This is a genomic window from Staphylococcus lugdunensis (assembly GCF_002901705.1).
In the GTDB taxonomy this organism is placed as follows: Bacteria; Bacillota; Bacilli; order Staphylococcales; family Staphylococcaceae; genus Staphylococcus; species Staphylococcus lugdunensis.
The window spans coordinates 998,218-1,019,293 of record NZ_PPPV01000016.1; the positions used below are offsets into that span (position 1 = coordinate 998,218).

Genomic DNA, 21,076 nt, shown 5'->3' on the forward strand with positions numbered 1-21,076 from the left:
GATAAAGATAATAAAACGTATCAAAAAATTGTGAAATTATATCACTCAAAAGAAGCACAAGAGGCATTGAAAAAAGACATTAAAGACGGAGAAAAATCCATTAATCTATCTCAAAAAGAAATCGAAGAGATTGAAAATAGCTTAAAATAACTTAAAATAACATAGTTAAAATGCATCTAATTAAGAAAAAGATAATTTCTATTGAAGTCAAATAGAGATTGTCTTTTTCGTTATTTTTCAACCTAACATTCTAGTGAAAATCAGAAATAGCACACAAACTCAAAGCCGGAGAATATAGATTGAGTGAAGATATATAGGATCACTTTTAACATCATTGCAGGTCGATATGTAGCATTATGATAATATTAGAAGCAATTATTAGGTATAGATTCGACAATATCATTAACATCATTAGAAATTAAAAAAGAAGTCTCAATTGATAGCCCATTTCACCAAGCAAAGCAAGTTGGGGTGGGGCCCCAACACAGAGGCTTTCGAAGCGAAAGGCAACGGACAACGCAAGTTGGGGTGAGGCCCAAGTACAGAAAAACTGGCTAAATCAGTTTTTTCTAGCAATGATATCGTGGCATCATTTTGTTTGTAGATCGCCATATAACCGACAAAAACATTGTTAAAAAAATAAATAAAAAAATAATATTTTAATAGCGCAAAGTAATGTATCATAACTTCACAATACTGTAATGTAATTGAAATGGTATTCTGCTGTTTTTTGTATTACCTTTAATATGTGGATTTATAAAAGACAGAACGAAAAGCCGAGACAATACATGAATGTGTATAGTATATGAAGTAAACTACGTCTCGACTTAATGCAATCATTTTCATCTATTTAGTCGAGAGATGCCATTACTGCTATTTAATGTAATGAGACATAGTGAGTAGTATGTTTATGAATAATACAAAGACACATTAAAATGATATTGGAGGTTTTTTTAGTGAAAAAGAAATATATGGCAGCAATTATTGGGACAAGTGCTTTAAGTACCGTATTCGCACATCAGGCAGAAGCAGCTACAACACATACAGTTAAAGCTGGAGAATCTGTTTGGTCAATTTCTCATAAATATGGTATGTCTATTGCACGATTAAAATCACTTAATGGATTAAAATCCAATTTAATTTTCCCTAATCAGGTGTTAAAAGTAAGTGGATCTAGCAAAAGTACAGCAAACCGTACTGCAAACACAAGTAGTAGTACATATACAGTGCAACCAGGAGATTCGTTATCTCTCATTGCATCGAAATATAACACAACATATCAAAAAATTATGCAATTAAATGGTTTAAATAATTTCTTTATTTATCCAGGTCAAAAATTAAAAGTGACTGGTACAGCTGCAAAGAACAATACAAAACCATCACAATCATCAAAATCTAGTATTTATACAGTGCAACCAGGAGATTCATTATCTTTAATTGCATCAAAATATAACACAACTTACCAAAAAATCATGCAATTAAATGGTTTAAATAATTTCTTTATTTACCCAGGTCAAAAATTAAAAGTGACTGGCACAGCTTCAGGTTCTTCAACAAGAACTTCAAATTCTAATAGCTATAGAACACCAATTTTTAGCCACAGTAACTTATATACATGGGGTCAATGTACATGGCATGTATTTAATCGTCGTGCAGCTATTGGTAAAGGTATCAGCACATATTGGTGGAATGCTAATAATTGGGATAACGCAGCTGCAGCGGATGGATACACAATTAACTATACGCCAACAGTAGGCTCAATTGCACAAACAGATATAGGATATTATGGTCATGTTGCGTTTGTAGAACGTGTTAACAGTGATGGTAGTATCTTAGTTTCAGAAATGAACTACAGTGCATCACCAGGAATTATGACATATCGCACAATACCTTCTTATCAAGTATCTTCATATAGATATATTCATTAATGAATGATGCTGTATCAATAAGATGAGAGATTAAAATATACTAAAATCTTGGCAACCTTACTTAAGGCTTGCAAAAAATAGAACCGTAATTTGTTAAATACAGCAAATTGCGGTTCTAATTGTTTATTTGTGAGTTGTAGATATAAAATAAGAAGAATGTCTGCAATAATGTTATTGACTAACACTATAAAATAACAATACGAAATTAGAAATCTTCTTTAATTTTACGATAACTTGTAGCTAAGCGTGTGACATTGATTATAAATAGAAATAGTGCAGCAAGTTTACGGATCTTTTTAGGAGATTTTAAAGATACATAGAAATCTAATAAAGTACCAGCAGTGCTTAAACCTAATGATAAATAAACTAAATTCTTTTCTTTTGCGTCATGCTTAATCCCATTGTATCCATCTACTAAAAAGCCGGCTAAACTAATTAAATTGGATACATGTGTTAATTTTGATTTTTTTGCCATGAAACATACCCTCCGATGAATATGATATGGTTATATTATAAACGAAATTGTAATAACGAAACATTTATTATGTTTGAAAGCACATAGTTACATGTAATAATCAAATTAATCCCAAAGGAATGGTCAAAGTGATTCGTTGTGTATGCTTAGTAGAAGAAACAGAAGATAAAATCTTGCTCGTACAGGTCAGACATAGAGAAAAATATTATTTTCCAGGTGGGAAAATAGAAGCTCATGAATCGATGTTAGATGCTATCCAGAGAGAAGTGAATGAAGAATTAAAGCTTGATATTCCTCAAACTCAATTTGAATATATTGGGACAGTGGTAGGGCAAGCATATCCGCAAAAAAATATGCAGACGGAGCTCAATGGTTATCGTGTGACGACAGATATAGATTGGGAACAAATTCAAATCGATAACGAAATTACAGATATTAAATGGGTTGATAAAACAGATACACATTTAATAGCGCCAGCAGTCCAAACATGGATTGCGCAAATATCTTCAAAATGATTCTTTCAAAATGTGTTGAACAAGGTTATAGAATTAAGGAAATAGGAAACGAGACAGCATTCATTATGAATCTGTAGTCTCGCTCCCGCAAGGTTGACAGGATTGAAAATACACTGATACCAAGCTTTTTTCAATCCTGTCAACTACTGCCAATATTTAATTCATAACCTAGAAGGTAATGATGTCCCAGACTCATCGTATATTTCCCGGGAAAATACTTAAGCTAGAGCAACGAATGCCATAATGCTAAGGAGTAGGAAATCAAATTCAATGTTTAAATGAAAAATATAAGGCAGGTTACAACGTGCGCCATACGTGAACCTGCCTGATTGTTATTCAATTGTTTGAGAATGAGTGGCGGATAATTTTTTATGTTTAATGAAAAAGGCAGTAATCCATGCAGTGATAGGGATACTTATTGCAATGGCGATACCACCTAGCAAGATGGAAATAAATTCTTGAGTAAAGATTTTTGAATTGATAATGTGTTCAAATGAATAATTCAGTTTAAAAAACCAAAAGAATAATGTTAATTGACCACCAAAATAAGCCAAATAAATTGTGTTTGCAGAAGTAGCTAATATTTCTCGTCCAACCGTCATGCCGGATTTGAATAAATCTGTTTGAGATAATTTTGGATTTGCTTCGTGTAATTCGTACATTGGTGAACTGATGGTGATTGCTAAATCAATAACAGCTGCAATAACTGCTAACACAATGGTAAACACCATAAATTGCACCATATCGATACCAATGTTCATGGAAAATATATAAGTTTCATCCTGTTGTTCAGTAGTAAAACCTTGTAAATGACCGAGTCGAACAGATAAATAAATACCTAGAATAAGTATCATGATGGTTATCATTGTGCCTAGAAAGGCGGCTTTAGTTTTAATATTATAACTATTTAAAATGAATAAATTGCATGAAGCAACTACGATACAGAAAATGACGAGTACCACGTATATCGGTATACCCAACATAATACAAACGATACTTATCAATAAAATGATAAAATTTAAGAATAAGGTTAAAAATGAAATAAGCCCCTTAGTCCCGCCAAAAACAATCATTAATAAAAATAAGATAAATCCTAATAATGTAATTGCACTCATGATGGCTCACCTCGCAATTTAATAAAAAGGCTCATTAAAGTAATAGTAATAGGTATCGTTAAGACAATGCCAATCCCGCCAGAAATCGCTCGAGTAATTTCTAACGACCAATTCATTGAAATCGTGTAAGTAAATGTATTGGCATTTTTTAGATATATAAGTAGCATTGGTAGACTTCCAGACAAATATGAAAATAATAGTATATTCGTCATGGTTCCCATGATATCTTGACCGATACGTCGTCCGGCTACTGCAAGGCGCTGTAAACTTATGTCAGGTGTACGTTGATAAATTTCATACATACCACTAGATAAAGTGATAGCAACATCCATAACTGCACCGAGAGACCCAATTAAGACGGAAGCTAAAAATACTTCTTTAGGTGGTAATGTGAGAAAACTCATCGTTTCATATTTTATACCTGCACCATCGGTTAAACGAATGACCAATGCAGTAATGCCAATGCTTAATAGAGTGCCGAGTAAAGTACTGGCAATCGTTATCCATGACCTCAGCTTTAATCCGGTGACTAGTAGTAGCGTGATGATTGTCGCTAAGGTAACAGCAATTGTCATAAGTCCAAAGAGACTTAATGAAGGATGCTGGTTATGAAGTTGAATAGCCAATAAGACGGCACAAGTATTGAAGGCTAGTGATAGAATCGATTGTAAACCGACTTTCTTACCAACAATGAGTACGGCGAGTATGAATACTCCAGAAATTGCAACGACTAGGGAATCACGTTTTTTTTCGATAATAGTTGCGCTTTTTAATGAATCTGTTATATGTAAAAGTACTTTGTTATTTTTAGAAAAGTCTTCTGTATCTGCTTGAGATGCTACATATGTATGGTTAATGGTTGTTGTTTGATGCTGAAACTTACCATTTAATATTTCTAATGTTAGACGTTGTTTGTACTTTGTATCTGTATTATGGTGTTCATCAGTTATTTTTTGCTGATGAACTTGTTCGACATTTGTAATCTTGGCAATAGGCGTGTGGTAGAGTCGATTGTTGAAAAATGTAAAAATAAACACTGCTAATATAAGGACTGCTAAACTGCAAATTAGCCAAAAAAATCTTGAAGTCAATATGTTTTTATATTGCATCATGTTAAGACGGTCCTTTCACTTTAAAGATAGAGTGATTATACGCCCTAAGCTTTAGCATTTCAAATATTAGCAGCTTTATAAAGTGGCGTGAACGATTAATGATATGTTGAAACACGATTAAATAAAGTTTGTATCAGTGATGTTAATTGTTGCACATCAGGCTTATTATTTTCTTTGCGCACTACGATGCAGATAGAGCGTTTTAAAGGCGTGTGATTAAGTGAAATATCTTTATAATCAAGTGAACTGACAGTTAAGCGTTGATAATCCGGTGCTAATATAAAACCACGATGTTGTGCAAGTAAATATTGAGCTAGCGCCGGATGTGTGACGACGTGTAGTGTAGCTTTAGTTAATTGTTCAATTAAAGCTATCATTGTTGTGGACAGTGGCGTTAATGTAAAAATCGTTGCGCCTTCAAATTGAGCTAAGTTTGGGTTCATCGCCAGAGCTAACGGTTCTTCTTTAGGTAAATATAAATGGTATGTTTCTTCATATAATAAAGTTACATTTAAATCGTTGTTTTGTTGTAGCGTTGGAGTAAGCTCAGTAATCGCAACATCCAACGCATCCACTAATATCTGCTTCGTGGAATCTTGAGAAACTTGTTGAGGAATAATTTTACTATCATACTGACGTTCAAATGTTTGTATTAATGGTAATATACGTTCAGCAACATAGCCTTGTTCATATCCTAAATTAATAGAATAAAGATTATTGGATTCTTGTTGACGGAATAATGTCAAAGTTTCATCTACTTGATTTAATAATTTAGTGGCATGAATAACAAAGTCTTTACCTGCTGTGGTTAAACGAATGTTACGACCTTGACGCTTAAATAATTTGACTTGCAACTCATCTTCTAATTGTTGAATCTGCCGACTAATTGCCGACTGGGCGATATCTAGTTCTAATGCTGCATCAGAAAGATGTTCTCTTTTAGCTACCTCTAAAAAATATTTTAATTGTTTGATTTCCATGCCTATTCCTCCATTAACTATCATTGTTCTAAAAATTAGAAAGGTATTATCGAATTCGTATATTGTACAGATAAATATTTTACATTATAGTGAAGCATATTAACATAAATATTCAGAAAATTCTTGAAAATGGGGTATGCATCATGTGTGATTTAACAATAAAAAGAGGATTATATGATTATCGAGAAGAACATGATGCTTGTGGTATTGGTTTTTATGCCAATATGGATAATAAACGCTCGCATGACATCGTTGACAAATCATTAGAAATGTTACGTCGTTTAGATCATCGCGGTGGTGTGGGCGCAGATGGTATTACAGGCGATGGCGCAGGAATAATGACCGAAATACCATTTGATTATTTTAATAAACATGTTGATTTTGAACTTCCGTGTGAAGGGGAATACGCGGTAGGATTATTCTTTTCTCAAAAGGTCATAGTAAATACACGATATCAGAAAATGATAGATTTGTTATTTCGTAGTGAAGGACTAAAGGTGCTAGGATATCGTGAAGTACCTGTAAATAAAGAGGTATTAGCACAGCATGTAGCTAAGACTATGCCATATGTCTATCAAATCTTTGTCGACATTACTAATCATCAAGATATCGAGAAAAAGTTATATTTGGCAAGAAAACAAATTGAACACGAAGCTGAACAACAGGGGTTAGAACTTTATTTTACTAGCTTATCTCATAAAACAATTGTTTATAAAGGATGGCTGAGATCTGATCAGATTAAGGGGTTATATTTGGATTTACAACATTCAGATTATCAGTCTAAATTTGGATTGGTACATTCTCGTTTTAGCACGAACACATTCCCAAGTTGGAAACGGGCACATCCTAACCGTATGCTAATGCATAATGGAGAAATTAACACCATTCAAGGGAATGTGAACTGGATGCGGGCGCGTCAACGACAACTGATCCAAACATTATTTCCGAATGATGCACATAAGATTTGCCAGATTGTAGATGAAGATGGTAGTGATTCTGCTATTGTTGACAATGCGTTAGAATTTTTAACACTTGCTATGGAACCTGAACAAGCAGCGATGCTCCTTATACCAGAACCATGGCAACATAACAAAGCAAATGATGCAACGGTGCGTGCATTTTATGAATTTTATAGCTACTTGATGGAACCTTGGGACGGACCAACAATGATATCGTTTTGTAACGGCGACAAAATAGGCGCTTTAACAGATCGTAATGGTTTGAGACCTGGACGTTATACGATTACAAAGGATAATTATATTGTTTTTTCTTCTGAAGTTGGTGTGGTTGATATTCCAGAAGCGAATGTCGCTTATAAAGGGCAGTTAAATCCAGGTAAATTATTGCTTGTGGATTTTGAGACACAGCAAGTAATTGAAAATAATGAGCTGAAATCACGAATAGCAACACAATATCCTTATAAAGCGTGGCTTGCAAAGCATAAAATTGATTTACACTTGGAACAAATAGGTTATCAATCATCGTGTTTATCTGAAACAACAATATTTAAGTTACAACAACAATTTGGCTATACCAAAGAAGATATTAATAAATATATGAGTGAAATTGTGACTGGCAAGAAAGATCCAATTGGTGCCATGGGTTATGATGTGCCAATAGCTGTATTAAATGAACAACCACAAAGTTTATTCAATTACTTTAAGCAATTATTTGCACAAGTTACTAATCCACCCATTGATGCTTATCGTGAGAAAATAGTAACAAGTGAACTGTCTTACCTAGGTGCAGAGGGGAATATATTACATCCGACGCCGGAAGCGCTAAAGCGAATTCAATTACAAAGACCTGTATTGACACCTAGTCAGCTTGAATATATTGAATCGAGTGAGTTCAAGACAGTACGATTATCTACCTTATATACAAATGTGCTTGCAGATGCACTTGAATTGCTTGGTCAACAGGTCATTGAAGCAGTTAAAGATGGCGCTGAAATTCTCGTATTAGATGATAGTTTGTTGAGCCAGAAAACAGCATATGCCTTGCCTATATTACTTGCAACCAGCTATATTCATCAGCTACTCATTAAAGAAAATTTACGCATGAATACAAGTATCGTGGCTTATAGCGGAGAAACAAGAGAAGTTCATCATGTTGCGTGCTTATTAGGCTACGGAGCGAATGCGGTAGTACCATATCTTGCGCAAGCAACCATTGAACAGTTGACAGTACAGAAAAAGCTAATAGGTAAAGTTTCAAATAATGTCGAAACATATACTCAAATTTTATCTGAAGGCGTCATAAAAGTCATGGCTAAAATGGGTATTTCAACGGTACAAAGTTATCACGGTGCTCAAATTTTTGAAGCAATTGGTTTGTCTCATGAAGTTATTGAACGCTATTTCCCAGGCACGCCGTCTAAGCTATCAGGGTTATCCATAGCACAAATAGAAGCAGAAAATAAAGCACAGCAACAACGACACTTAGATTATTTACCTTCAGGAAGTGTATTTCAATGGAGACAACAAGGACAGCACCATGTATTTAATCCATTGACTATTTTCAAGTTACAACACGCATGTCGCGAAAATGACTACCAACAATTCAAAGAATTTACTGCTGCAGTTCATAGCAAACGATTTGACCATATCAGAGACTTACTAACGTTTAAACAACAGCACCCAATCTCAATTGAAGAGGTGGAATCAGCAGAAGAGATCGTAAGACGATTTAATACAGGCGCAATGAGTTATGGTTCAATTTCGGCAGAGGCACATGAGACTTTAGCCAAAGCTATGAATCAGTTAGGCGGAAAAAGCAACAGTGGTGAGGGTGGAGAACATGCTTACCGCTATAAACAGCAAGCAGATGGCAGTAATATATCTAGTGCCATAAAGCAAGTAGCATCCGGTCGTTTTGGCGTAACAAGTGAATACTTACAACATGCAAAAGAGTTACAGATTAAAGTTGCTCAAGGTGCTAAACCAGGTGAAGGAGGACAATTACCAGGCAGTAAAGTGTATCCTTGGATTGCCAAGGTAAGAGGTGCAACACCTGGGATTGGACTTATTTCACCACCACCGCATCATGATATTTATTCGATTGAGGATTTAGCACAATTGATCCATGATTTAAAAAATGCAAATAGAAATGCGGCTGTAGCGGTAAAATTAGTATCGAAATCAGGCGTTGGTACGATTGCTTCTGGTGTCGCAAAAGCTTTTGCTGATAAGATCGTAATCAGTGGCTATGATGGTGGTACAGGTGCTTCACCGAAAACGAGTATACAACATGCAGGATTACCTTGGGAGATTGGGTTAGCAGAAACACATCAAACGTTAAAGCTTAATGATTTACGTAGTCGTGTCAAAATTGAAACGGATGGTAAATTACTTACAGGTAGAGATGTTGCACTTGCTTGCGCATTAGGTGCTGAAGAGTTTGGTTTTGCTACGGCACCACTTGTTGTGTTGGGATGTGTCATGATGCGGGTGTGTCATAAAGATACTTGTCCCGTGGGTATTGCTACTCAAAATAAGGATTTGCGTGCATTATTTAATGGCAAAGCAGAACATGTCGTGAATTTTATGTATTTTATCGCAGAAGAAATGCGGGAAATTTTAGCTTCTCTAGGTTTAAAACGCGTAGAAGATTTGATTGGTCGTACAGACTTGCTTGAGCGTGCAACGGATATACCGCCAAGATCTAAAGCGGCAACCTTAGATTTGTCGCCACTACTTGAACCAATAGCTGGTGTGAATTATCAACAGATGATGCAACAACATCATTTAGAACAAGGTTTTGATTTAAGTAGTTTGTACTACGATGCACAAATCGCAATTAAAGAAGGCCAACACTTTGAGGGGACATATGTTATTCATAATGAACAACGTGATGTTGGTGTTATTACGGGTAGTACGATAACAGAATACTATGGTCCGGATGGCTTGCCAGAAGATACCATTATAGTAAAAACATCTGGTCATGCTGGGCAAAGTATAGCAGCATTTGCGCCACAAGGATTAACAATACAACATACTGGTGATGCAAATGACTATGTTGGTAAAGGGTTGTCAGGTGGCAAAATTTGTATTAAAGCACCAAAACCTGAAAGAGAAAAAGATATTATTGTAGGAAATGTTTGTTTTTATGGTGCTACCGCCGGAGAGGCGTATATTAATGGTCGTGCTGGCGAACGATTTTGTATTCGTAATAGCGGTGTGAATGTTGTTGTAGAAGGAATCGGAGATCATGGCCTAGAGTATATGACAGGAGGACACGTGCTCATACTAGGAGACGTAGGTAAAAACTTTGGTCAAGGTATGAGTGGTGGTGTATGTTATGTCTTCCCGAGTGATGTTGAAGCATTCAAAGCTACACATGCACTAGAGACTTTGGCATTTAAACAAGTTGTACATCAAGAAGAACAAGCATTAATCCGTCAAATGCTAGAGGCACACATCGCCTATACAAATAGTACGAAAGCACGTGATGTGCTTAAACAGTTTGACCAAATAGAGTCACGTGCAGTTAAAGTGATACCAAAAGATTATGAATTAATGATGCAAAAAATCGAGATAAAACGACGTCAGTATAGCAGTGATGCTGATGCATTATTGGCGGCTTTTAATGATGATAGCACGTCGATAGATAAAGCATTGCAACCGACGTTAGTGTATTGATGGAAGGAGCGATGGTCATGGGGGAATATAAGGGTTTTATGATGTATGACAAACAATCGCTGACGGAATTATCATTAGCAGATCGACTGTTAAATCATCAGCCATTTCAACAACGTTTTACTAAAGAGGAAGCAAGGATTCAAGGTGCTCGATGTATGGATTGTGGCACACCTTTTTGTCAGACGGGGCTACCTTATGGCAAAGAAACGATAGGCTGCCCTATTGGTAATTACATTCCTGAATGGAACGATTTAGTGTATCATCAAGACTTTAAAAGTGCTTATGAGCGTCTAAAAGAAACAAATAATTTTCCGGAATTTACTGGCCGAGTCTGTCCAGCACCATGTGAAAACTCATGTGTTATGAAAATCAATAGAGAATCAGTTGCTATAAAAGGAATTGAGCGCACTATTATTGATGAAGCTTATGAGCATGGTTGGGTTTCACCTAAATACCCTCGTACCTCTAGAAATCAATCGGTGGCTATAGTTGGTAGTGGACCGGCTGGTTTAACTGCTGCTGAGGAATTAAACTATCAAGGATATCAGGTTACAGTATTTGAAAAGGCCCACGAGCCTGGTGGTTTGCTGATGTATGGTATTCCTAATATGAAATTGGACAAGAATGTAGTTCGCCGCCGTATTGCATTAATGGAAGAAGCAGGTATATGCTTTAAGACTGATGTTGAGGTGGGGGTAGATATCAGCAAAACAACGTTAGAAGATACGTTTGATGCTATTATTCTATGTACAGGTTCCCAACAGGCTAGAGATTTACCATTAGAAGGACGGATGGGATTTGGAATTCATTTTGCTATGGACTATCTAACTGAACAAATGCAGGTGTTAAATGGTGAAATAAATCAGCCAACTATTACGGCAAAAAATAAAAATGTTATTGTTATTGGCGCAGGTGATACAGGAGCAGACTGCGTAGCTACGGCTTTACGTGAAAACTGTAAGTCTGTGGTTCAGTTCAATAAATATACACGGTTGCCAGAAAAGATGACCGTTGATTACAATACAGCATGGCCACTTGCGATGCCAGTATTCAAAATGGATTATGCCCATAAAGAATATGAAGCACGCTTTGGTAAAGAACCACGTGCTTATGGTGTTCAAACTATGCGCTATGATGTAGACCATTTAGGATATGTTAGAGGTGTCTTTACACAAGTTTTAGAGCAAACAGAAAATGGTATGTCAATCGTTGATGGTACAGAACGTCACTGGCCAGCAGACTTAGTGTTGCTATCCATTGGATTTGTTGGTACAGAAAATACAGTGCCACATGCATTTCATATTGCTACAGAACGCAATAAAATAGTAGCCGATGACATAAATTATCAAACAAATCATCCGCATATCTTTGCTGCTGGAGATGCGCGACGCGGACAAAGTTTGGTTGTGTGGGCTATTAGAGAAGGACGTGGAGTTGCTAAAGCAGTCCATCATTATTTAACTCAAAAAAACATGGCACAACATATAAAATAATATTGACTTTTAATGAACGCTATAATAAGATGTTTATTGTGTTCATTGGAGGAATACCCAAGTCCGGCTGAAGGGATCGGTCTTGAAAACCGACAGGGGCTTAACGGCCCGCGGGGGTTCGAATCCCTCTTCCTCCGCCATTATATTTAAAATCCAAGACTAATAGATATTTAATGCAAGCGCTTAGTTAATAAGGGCTTGCTTTTTTACGTGTTAAGTGAATAGTTAAAATATTGAATAAGTCAAAAAAGAAGTGTGAACTAAACCATTTACTAATGAATTACTGAAAAGGAAAATCAACATCGTTAAATAATTTGAGTTATAGTATCCTAAGAGATTATTTTAAAAACAAACCACTTCAATAATGAAAGTCTTTACATAACTTGTCTAGACAAGTTATACTGAAGCAAAGATAAAAAGGAAGTGGCTAACTTGGCTGTAAATAGAAAAGATGTGCAGCACATTGTACAAGCAATTGGTGGTAAAGAAAATATTGATGCAGCAACGCATTGTGTGACTCGATTAAGAATCGTGCTTAAAGATGATAATAAAGTAAATAAAGACATGTTAAGTGACAATCCATTGGTCAAAGGGCAATTTAAAGCAGATCATCAGTATCAAATTGTTATTGGACCAGGAACAGTAGAGGAAGTATATAAGCACTTTATAGATGAAACGGGTGTTGAAGAGGCTTCCAAAGATGAAGCTAAGCAAGCAGCTGCAAAAAAAGGGAACCCTTTACAACGGCTGATTAAGTTATTAGGAGATATTTTTATTCCAATTTTACCTGCATTAGTTACAGCGGGTTTATTGATGGGAATTAACAACTTATTAACGATGAAAGGGCTTTTTGGGCCTAAGCCATTAGTCGAACAATATCAGCAATTAGGAGATATTTCTAATATCGTTAATGTGATTGCTAGTACGGCTTTTATTTTCTTACCTGCACTTATTGGGTGGAGTAGTATGCGTGTATTTGGGGGAAGTCCTATCTTAGGATTAGTACTTGGACTCATATTAATGCATCCACAACTGGTCTCTCAATATGATATTGGCAAGGGACATATTCCTACATGGCATTTATTTGGTTTAGAAATTAAACAATTAAATTATCAAGGACAAGTCTTGCCAGTGTTGTTTGCAGCATATGTATTGGCACAAATTGAAAAAGCATTAAATAACGTAGTTCATGATTCCATTAAGATGTTGGTGGTAGGGCCTATTGCGCTTTTAGTTACCGGCTTTTTAGCATTTGTCATTATAGGTCCAATTGCATTAGTCATTGGTACTGGTATTACAGGTGCAATACAATTTGTATTTGAACATGCTGGATGGCTAGGAGGCTTCTTATATGGATTACTTTATGGCCCGCTTGTTATTACAGGGTTACATCATATGTTCTTAGCAGTTGACTTTCAATTGATGGGCAGTAAATTGGGAGGCACTTATCTATGGCCAATTGTTGCTATTTCAAACATGTGTCAAGGTTCAGCAGCATTTGGAGCTTGGTATGTGTATAAACGACGCAAAATGGTTAAAGAAGAGGGATTAGCATTAACTTCAAGTATTTCAGGCATTCTTGGGGTAACAGAGCCAGCAATGTTTGGGGTGAACTTACCTCTAAAATATCCATTTGTAGCAGCGATATCAACATCAGCGATACTAGGTGCATTTGTGGGGGCGAATCGAGTGCTAGGTAATGTAGGTGTAGGCGGATTTCCTGCATTTATTTCTATTCAACATCAATTTTGGTGGCCGGTATATCTTCCTATAACTATTGCAGCATTAGTGATTCCAGCAATATTAACGGTATTTTTAGCAAAATTTAGTCATGAAAAAACGAAAAAAATTGTAACACCTCCAGAAGCAGAAAAATAATTTGAACGACGTATAGATTAATCATTATAACCGAGATGCGTTTTCTATACGAATAACATATAAAAAGGAGCAGGACATGGCAAACAATGACTGGAGAAAATCTGTAGTTTATCAAATTTATCCGAAATCTTTTAACGATACAACTGGGAATGGTGAAGGAGATTTACAAGGTATCATTGACAAACTGGACTATATACAATATTTAGGTGTTGATTATATTTGGTTAACCCCGATTTATGAATCACCTATGAATGATAATGGTTATGATATTAGTAATTATTTTAAAATCAATGAACGATTTGGCACCATAGAAGACTTTCAAACATTGATTTCTGAAGCACATGACCGTAATCTAAAAGTTATGTTAGATATTGTCATTAATCATACTTCTACAGAACATGAATGGTTTAAACAAGCAATCAGTTCAAAAGACAACCCGTATCGTGATTTTTATTTTTTTAAAACATCTCCAGATGGGCCACCGACGAATTGGGAATCAAAGTTTGGTGGAAATGCATGGCAATATGATGAGAAGACTGATGCGTATTATCTTCACCTTTTCGATGTAACACAAGCTGATTTGAATTGGGGAAATGAAAAGGTACGTCAAGCGTTATATGATATTGTTAATTACTGGATTAAATTTGGGGTAGATGGCTTCCGTTTTGATGTTATTAATCTTATATCTAAAGGTGAATTTAAAGATTCATCAAAAATTGGAAAAGAATTTTATACGGATGGACCACGTGTTCATCAGTATTTACATGAGTTAAACCGCAATACTTTCGGCGATAAAGGAATGATGACAGTTGGTGAGATGTCATCAACAACGATTGAACATTGCATTAAATATACTCAACCAGAGCGTCAAGAACTTAACAGCGTATTTCATTTCCATCACCTCAAAGTTGATTATCTTAATGGTGAAAAGTGGTCAAATGCTAAGTTAAACTTTCTCAAGTTGAAGGAAATTTTGATGGAATGGCAAATAGGCATTTATCAAGGTGGGGGTTGGAACGCGATATTCTGGTGCAATCACGATCAACCACGTGTCGTGTCACGTTTTGGAGATGATTCGACTGAAGAAAATCGCCAAGCCAGTGCTAAAATGTTAGCAATTGTGTTGCATATGCTTCAAGGGACACCGTACATCTATCAAGGTGAAGAAATCGGTATGACCAATCCACATTTTACTACTATAGAACAATATCGCGATATTGAATCTCATAATGCGTATGAAAAATTAACTGCACAGGGTGAAAGTGATGCAGAGGCGCTTACGATTTTAGGACAAAAGTCTCGAGATAATTCACGCACACCTATGCAATGGAATAATGAAGCTTATGGAGGTTTCACTACAGGTAAGCCTTGGATTGATTTAGCACAAAATTATGAACAAGTAAATGTTCAACAAGCGATGCAAGATAAGCAATCTATTTTACAAACATATCGACAATTGATTGACATTCGACACCAATATGATATTGTGACTTACGGAAATATAGAAGCGCTATATATGGCACATGACAAGTTGTTTATATATCGACGTAATTATCAAGCAACTTCATGGTTAGTTGTCGCTAACTTTTCACAGCAACCAGTACGATTACCAGAAGATTTAAACATTAAAGGAAAAACAATTATTAGAAACGGGGAAATATCAAACCGACAAATAACTGGATATGGAGCGTTGGTGGTTGAGCAAGAATTATAGATAAGGAATTGGTGAACCAAGTGACAATTAAGAAATTCACAAAAATTTATAACCAATTAAAAACAGCCATTTTGAATGGAAGTTATACTAAAGGGAGTCAATTACCATCGGAACATGAGTTAATGAATATAAATAAAGCTTCACGTGAAACAGTGAGAAAAGCTTTAGATTTATTAGTAGCTGATGGTATGATTCAGAAAATAAGAGGTAAGGGCTCTGTTGTTATATATCGAGGCGTAACGGAATTCCCATTTTCGGATTTAATTAGTTTTAAAGAAATAAAGGAACAATTAGGGCTCACCCACCATACGGAAATGCTTCTCAACGAAACATGTTATGCACATGAATTCCCAGTTGTTAAAGAAAAATTAGGGTTGAGAAACTATGAAAGACTTCTACACATTGTACGTACTCGAAGTATTGATGGGAAAGTTAAAATATTAGATGAAGATTTCTTTTTGGCATCCCAAGTACCAAGTTTGAGTCGAGAAGTTGTAGAGGATTCGATATATAATTATATTGAGCAACAACTCAACTTACAAATTAGTTATTCATGTAAAGCGATTACCTTCGAAGCATTTAATGATTATGAGTTAAGTATATTTGGAAATGTTGAGCCACCATATTCGGCAACAGTTAGAAGTATTATTTATCTTAAAGATACGACAGCTTTTCAATATAATATTTCAAAGCATATTGCTACAGATTTCACTTTTAAAGAATTTTCACGACGTTATCACAACTATTAAAAATGTGATTTATTGATTACGCATCTATTCTAAATGATAGACATTACACTTGCATATCAATGCTTATTTATAGTAATATAATTCTTGCCGTGCTAGGTGGGGAGGTAGCGGTTCCCTATACTCGAAATCCGCTTTATGCGAGACTTAATTCCTTTGTTGAGGGCACAATTTTGTGAAGTCTGCCCGAAGCACGTAGTGTTTGAAGATTTCGGTCCTATGCAATATGAACCCATGAATCATGTCAGGTCCTGACGGAAGCAGCATTAAGTGGATCCTCATATGTGCCGTAGGGTAGCCGAGATTTAGCTGTCGACTTCGGTAACGTTTATGAATTGTGTTCGATTCAGAGGTGTGCGGCTTTTTATATACAATCAAAACTTTACTATAAATAAATACAATACGAGGAGGCTGAGATATATTTAATAACTCAGCCTCTAATTACATTTTCGGAGCCTCAACAGAGAGGAATGGCACAATGCATTTCCAGAAGCAAAGTTACAAAATCTTTGTGATGAAATATGATTTTACTACTGCCCTTTTGATTAAAATAGCGAATATAGCAAAAATTTGATACATTTAAACTGTTATAAATTAAAGCTATGCTGATGCATTTCATTTTAACTATGTGCTATATAATGAAAGTGCATGTATTTGCGTCTATGCATACAATGTTCAGGAGGATATATGCAAGTAAATTTAAGCACCTTAACTGAAGTAGATTATACTCAGACGCTAGAAAAAATCGAACAAAGTTATACAGAAAATCCGAAAAAAGGTAAAGCAAAAAGAGCGCTAGTAGCAAGGTTAAGACAGTCGCCAAGTTACCAATATGAACTAGAAGTAATTGCTAAAGATGAAGCAGCTGTAGTAGTAGGACATGTTATGTTAAGTAAAATTAATATCGTTGCGCAAGATGCGAAGTATCCTGCACTTGAACTTGCATCATTATCCGTAGATCCAGAAGTAAGAGGTCAAGGAATCGGCAAAGCTTTAGTAAATGCTGTTGAAGAACGTGCTAGAGCAGAAAATTTTAATACGATCATTGTATCTGGAGCGCCTGATTATTTTGAACAGTTGGGCTATGAAAAGGCAGAAATTTACGATATTTATTCCGACGAAAGTACGTTAGAACAGCTACAAGTGAAGTTTTTATGGGATCAATTAACAGACTATCCGCATGGAAAAGTAAAAGATGCAGATGTAGTATAAATGAATTGATATAAAATGGAGAACCCATGATATAATAATGAGTAATTGTTTATGGAGGTGTAGAAGTGAATTATCAGGCATTGTATCGAATGTTCAGACCTCAAAGCTTTTCCGATGTTGTTGGACAAGAACACGTAACGCAAACGCTGAAAAACGCGATATCAAAAGGTAAGCAATCACATGCCTATATTTTTAGTGGCCCAAGAGGTACAGGAAAAACAAGTATTGCTAAAGTGTTTGCAAAAGCAATCAATTGCTTAAATAGTAATGATGGTGAGCCTTGTAATGAATGTGCGATATGTAAGGGCATTACGACAGGCACTAACTCCGATGTCATCGAAATTGATGCGGCAAGTAATAATGGCGTAGATGAAATAAGAAATATTAGAGATAAAGTGAAGTATGCACCTAGTGAATCGAAATTCAAAGTTTATATTATAGATGAGGTTCACATGTTAACTACAGGGGCATTTAATGCGTTGTTAAAAACGTTAGAAGAGCCACCTGCACATGCGATTTTTATATTAGCAACAACAGAACCTCACAAAATTCCTCCGACAATCATTTCTAGGGCACAAAGATTTGATTTTAAAGCCATTAATAGTGAGCAAATCGTAGAACGGTTGCGCTTTGTGGCTGATGAACAACAAATCGATTATGATATTGCAGCCCTAGAATTTATAGCTAAAGCATCTGAAGGTGGCATGCGGGATGCATTAAGTATTATGGATCAGGCCATTGCGTTTGGAGATGACCACTTAACACTGAAAGACGCTTTAGACGTAACAGGAAGTGTAGACGAAGCGGCACTTAATGATTTATTTAAGGATATTGTTAATGGCGATGTGCGTGAAGCGTTCACCCGTTACCATCATTTTATTTCTGAAGGTAAAGAGGTTAATCGCCTTATCAATGATATGATTTATTTTGTCAGAGATACCATCATGAGTAAAACAGCAGACGAGTCAATGACATATGATGCATTAGCAGATTTTGATTTAGAAATGTTGTACCATATGATTGATATTATTAATGATACGCTTGTTTCTATTCGTTTTAGTGTCAATCAGAACGTACATTTCGAAGTTTTATTAGTAAAAATTTCAGAAATGATGAAAACCAGTCCAGAAAATGTCCAAAATGTTGCTACACCAGCTGCGGTAACACAACCAACAAATGATGCTTTGTTACAAAGAATGGAACAACTTGAAAATGAACTTAAGACACTTAAAGCCCAAGGTGTTATTGCTAAACCACAAAAGCCAACTGCTCAACGTGCAACAAGAAGTAATGTAGAAGTGAAACATGCATTTTCAATGAGCAAGATTACTAAAGTATTAGATAATGCAAATAAAGAAGATATTAAACTGTTAAAAGGGCGTTGGAATGACGTTATTGACCATGCTAAAAATAACGATAGAAAATCATTAGTAAGCTTGCTACAGAATTCCGAACCAGTGGCTGCAAGTGAAACAAATGTACTAGTGAAATTTGAGGAAGAAATTCATTGTGAAATAGTCAATAAGGATGTAGAAAAAAGAAATAATATAGAAAGTGTTGTTTGTGAGATTATCAATAAGAACGTCCAAGTTGTTGGTGTACCATCTGATCAATGGTTAAGAGTCAGATCTGAATATATACAACAGCGCAAAAATCATAATGGTGAGCAACATGAAACACAGGATGAATCATCACAGCAAACTAAGACGAGAGAACAATCACAACCCACTGATGTCGCACAAAAAGCGCGAGACTTATTTGGAGATGAAACCGTGCATCTTGTTGATGAAGAGTAAGACATGACAACAGTTATTTTCGTATGTATAATGAAATAAAAGTATAATTTGAACAAATAGATGTTTATTCAAGGAGGAAATGATATTATGCGCGGTGGCGGAAATATGCAACAAATGATGAAACAAATGCAAAAAATGCAAAAGAAAATGGCTCAAGAACAAGAAAAGCTTAAAGATGAGCGTATTGTAGGTACAGCTGGCGGTGGTATGGTAGCTGTAACTGTAACTGGACATAAAGAAGTAGTTGATGTTGAAATTAAAGAAGAAGCTGTTGATCCAGATGATATTGAAATGCTACAAGATTTAGTTTTAGCAGCTACGAATGAAGCAATGAACAAAGCTGATGAGCTAACACAAGAGCGCTTAGGTAAACATACACAAGGCCTAAACATTCCTGGAATGTGATAACTCATGCATTATCCAGAACCTATATCTAAACTCATAGACAGTTTTATGAAATTACCAGGCATTGGTCCTAAGACGGCTCAACGTCTGGCTTTTCATACTCTAAATATGAAAGAAGACGACGTAGTTCAATTTGCGAAGGCACTTGTTGATGTCAAAAGAGAGTTAACTTATTGCAGTGTTTGTGGACATATCACAGAAAATGACCCTTGCTATATTTGTGAAGATAAGCAAAGGGATCGGACAGTGATTTGTGTAGTCGAAGATGATAAAGACGTTATTGCTATGGAAAAAATGCGGGAGTATAAAGGGCTTTATCACGTCTTACATGGTTCTATATCGCCAATGGATGGTATTGGGCCTGAAGATATAAACATCCCTTCATTAATAGAAAGATTAAAAGATGAAGAAGTGAAAGAGCTTATATTAGCAATGAATCCAAATCTTGAAGGTGAATCGACAGCGATGTATATTTCTAGACTTGTTAAACCAATAGGCATTAAAGTAACAAGACTTGCACAAGGTTTGTCAGTTGGTGGAGATTTAGAGTATGCAGATGAAGTCACACTTTCAAAAGCAATCGCTGGAAGAACTGAAATGTAGTAAATGAGTTGAGCCAATAAGGCGCGCTTAACATATATTAATTCTGATAGATTAAGAACTTATATGTTTTAGAGCGAGTTAATTGGCTTTTTTTAATTTTTTCATAAAAATTTGCTACAAACTAAAGTTTGTAAAAATGCGGTATTATGACTATATTTATAAATTTTCACACAAAAATCGAGTGGATAGGCGAACTATTTACTCTCTAATCAAAATGTTGTTCGCTTTATGGTGAGACGTATTTTAAATGTAAATGAATAGGTGTAATTTTTACTATTGTGATAAAGACACTCATCTTGTATAGTATTTATTTGTTGAGCAAATCAACTTAGCATTTCAAATAAAAATTAATTATATATAGTTGTTGACTTTTATGGCTATAGCTAGTATAATTAATTCTCGTCGGTAAGAAATGAACATTGAAAACTGAATGACAATATGTCAACGTTAATTCCAATAATGTA

General features: G+C 35.5%; 15 protein-coding genes, 1 tRNA gene, 1 other RNA gene and 1 pseudogene. 14 read left to right on the forward strand and 4 right to left on the reverse strand.

The genetic code is table 11. The features are described 5' to 3' along the window. Together CD041_RS12390 and CD041_RS11460 are read left to right on the forward strand one after the other, a co-directional pair. Window positions 1–150, forward strand: a pseudogene (locus tag CD041_RS12390) (MetQ/NlpA family ABC transporter substrate-binding protein); the annotation flags it as partial. Between the two features lie 806 nt (window positions 151–956). Next, window positions 957–1,928: a LysM peptidoglycan-binding domain-containing protein gene (locus CD041_RS11460; protein WP_002479270.1), complete on the forward strand. Its 972-nt coding sequence runs from the start codon at window positions 957–959 to the stop codon at window positions 1,926–1,928. Window positions 1,929–2,133: 205 nt separating this feature from the next. Here CD041_RS11460 and CD041_RS11465 read toward each other — a convergent pair whose 3' ends face one another. Next, window positions 2,134–2,403 (reverse strand): hypothetical protein, encoded by a 270-nt coding sequence (locus CD041_RS11465; protein WP_002461160.1) that lies wholly within the window; start codon window positions 2,401–2,403, stop codon window positions 2,134–2,136. A 128-nt stretch (window positions 2,404–2,531) separates the two neighbouring features. Here CD041_RS11465 and CD041_RS11470 point away from each other — a divergent pair, with 128 nt between their 5' ends. Continuing rightward, window positions 2,532–2,918, forward strand: coding sequence for an NUDIX hydrolase (locus CD041_RS11470; protein ID WP_002479271.1), 387 nt, complete (start codon window positions 2,532–2,534; stop codon window positions 2,916–2,918). Between the two features lie 332 nt (window positions 2,919–3,250). Here the strand turns inward: CD041_RS11470 and CD041_RS11475 are convergent, their stop codons facing one another. From CD041_RS11475 to gltC, 3 genes are all read right to left on the reverse strand, one after another. Then, window positions 3,251–4,033: a YibE/F family protein gene (locus CD041_RS11475; RefSeq protein WP_002461163.1), complete on the reverse strand. Its 783-nt coding sequence runs from the start codon at window positions 4,031–4,033 to the stop codon at window positions 3,251–3,253. Further along, window positions 4,030–5,142 (reverse strand): YibE/F family protein, encoded by a 1,113-nt coding sequence (locus tag CD041_RS11480; protein ID WP_176744560.1) that lies wholly within the window; start codon window positions 5,140–5,142, stop codon window positions 4,030–4,032. The genes CD041_RS11475 and CD041_RS11480 overlap by 4 nt, the downstream gene beginning before the upstream one ends. Window positions 5,143–5,240: 98 nt before the next feature. Continuing rightward, the gene (gene gltC, locus CD041_RS11485; protein WP_070815450.1) at window positions 5,241–6,125 is read right to left on the reverse strand and encodes a glutamate biosynthesis transcriptional regulator GltC; all 885 of its coding nucleotides are present in this window, start codon (window positions 6,123–6,125) and stop codon (window positions 5,241–5,243) included. Between the two features lie 143 nt (window positions 6,126–6,268). Between gltC and gltB the strand changes: the two genes are divergently transcribed. The 11 genes from gltB (at window position 6,269) to recR (ending at window position 20,612) form a co-directional block, all read left to right on the forward strand. Beyond that, window positions 6,269–10,765 carry a glutamate synthase large subunit gene (gene gltB, locus CD041_RS11490; protein WP_070648000.1) on the forward strand — a complete coding sequence of 1,499 codons (4,497 nt, stop codon included), beginning with the start codon at window positions 6,269–6,271 and terminating at the stop codon, window positions 10,763–10,765. 17 nt (window positions 10,766–10,782) lie between these two features. Further along, entirely contained in the window at window positions 10,783–12,258 is a 1,476-nt protein-coding gene (locus CD041_RS11495) for a glutamate synthase subunit beta (protein ID WP_002479275.1), read from the forward strand. A 47-nt stretch (window positions 12,259–12,305) separates the two neighbouring features. Continuing rightward, window positions 12,306–12,398 (forward strand) — tRNA-Ser (locus CD041_RS11500). Window positions 12,399–12,690: 292 nt separating this feature from the next. Continuing rightward, complete coding sequence (gene treP, locus CD041_RS11505; RefSeq protein WP_070647999.1) at window positions 12,691–14,136, forward strand: PTS system trehalose-specific EIIBC component; 1,446 nt, start codon at window positions 12,691–12,693, stop codon at window positions 14,134–14,136. Between the two features lie 76 nt (window positions 14,137–14,212). After that, window positions 14,213–15,850: an alpha,alpha-phosphotrehalase gene (gene treC / locus CD041_RS11510; RefSeq protein WP_002479277.1), complete on the forward strand. Its 1,638-nt coding sequence runs from the start codon at window positions 14,213–14,215 to the stop codon at window positions 15,848–15,850. 11 nt (window positions 15,851–15,861) lie between these two features. Beyond that, window positions 15,862–16,599: a trehalose operon repressor gene (gene treR, locus CD041_RS11515; protein ID WP_002461171.1), complete on the forward strand. Its 738-nt coding sequence runs from the start codon at window positions 15,862–15,864 to the stop codon at window positions 16,597–16,599. Between the two features lie 87 nt (window positions 16,600–16,686). Continuing rightward, window positions 16,687–16,956, forward strand: an RNA gene (gene ffs, locus CD041_RS11520) — signal recognition particle sRNA large type. A gap of 327 nt (window positions 16,957–17,283) precedes the next feature. After that, window positions 17,284–17,808: a GNAT family N-acetyltransferase gene (locus tag CD041_RS11525; protein WP_070647998.1), complete on the forward strand. Its 525-nt coding sequence runs from the start codon at window positions 17,284–17,286 to the stop codon at window positions 17,806–17,808. Between the two features lie 65 nt (window positions 17,809–17,873). Beyond that, on the forward strand, window positions 17,874–19,604 hold the full coding sequence (dnaX, locus tag CD041_RS11530) for a DNA polymerase III subunit gamma/tau (protein WP_070647997.1): 1,731 nt from the start codon (window positions 17,874–17,876) through the stop codon (window positions 19,602–19,604). A gap of 87 nt (window positions 19,605–19,691) precedes the next feature. Beyond that, window positions 19,692–20,009, forward strand: a complete 318-nt coding sequence (locus CD041_RS11535; protein WP_002479279.1) for a YbaB/EbfC family nucleoid-associated protein — start codon at window positions 19,692–19,694, stop codon at window positions 20,007–20,009. 6 nt (window positions 20,010–20,015) lie between these two features. Beyond that, window positions 20,016–20,612 carry a recombination mediator RecR gene (gene recR, locus CD041_RS11540; protein ID WP_002461175.1) on the forward strand — a complete coding sequence of 199 codons (597 nt, stop codon included), beginning with the start codon at window positions 20,016–20,018 and terminating at the stop codon, window positions 20,610–20,612. Window positions 20,613–21,076 lie beyond the last annotated feature (464 nt).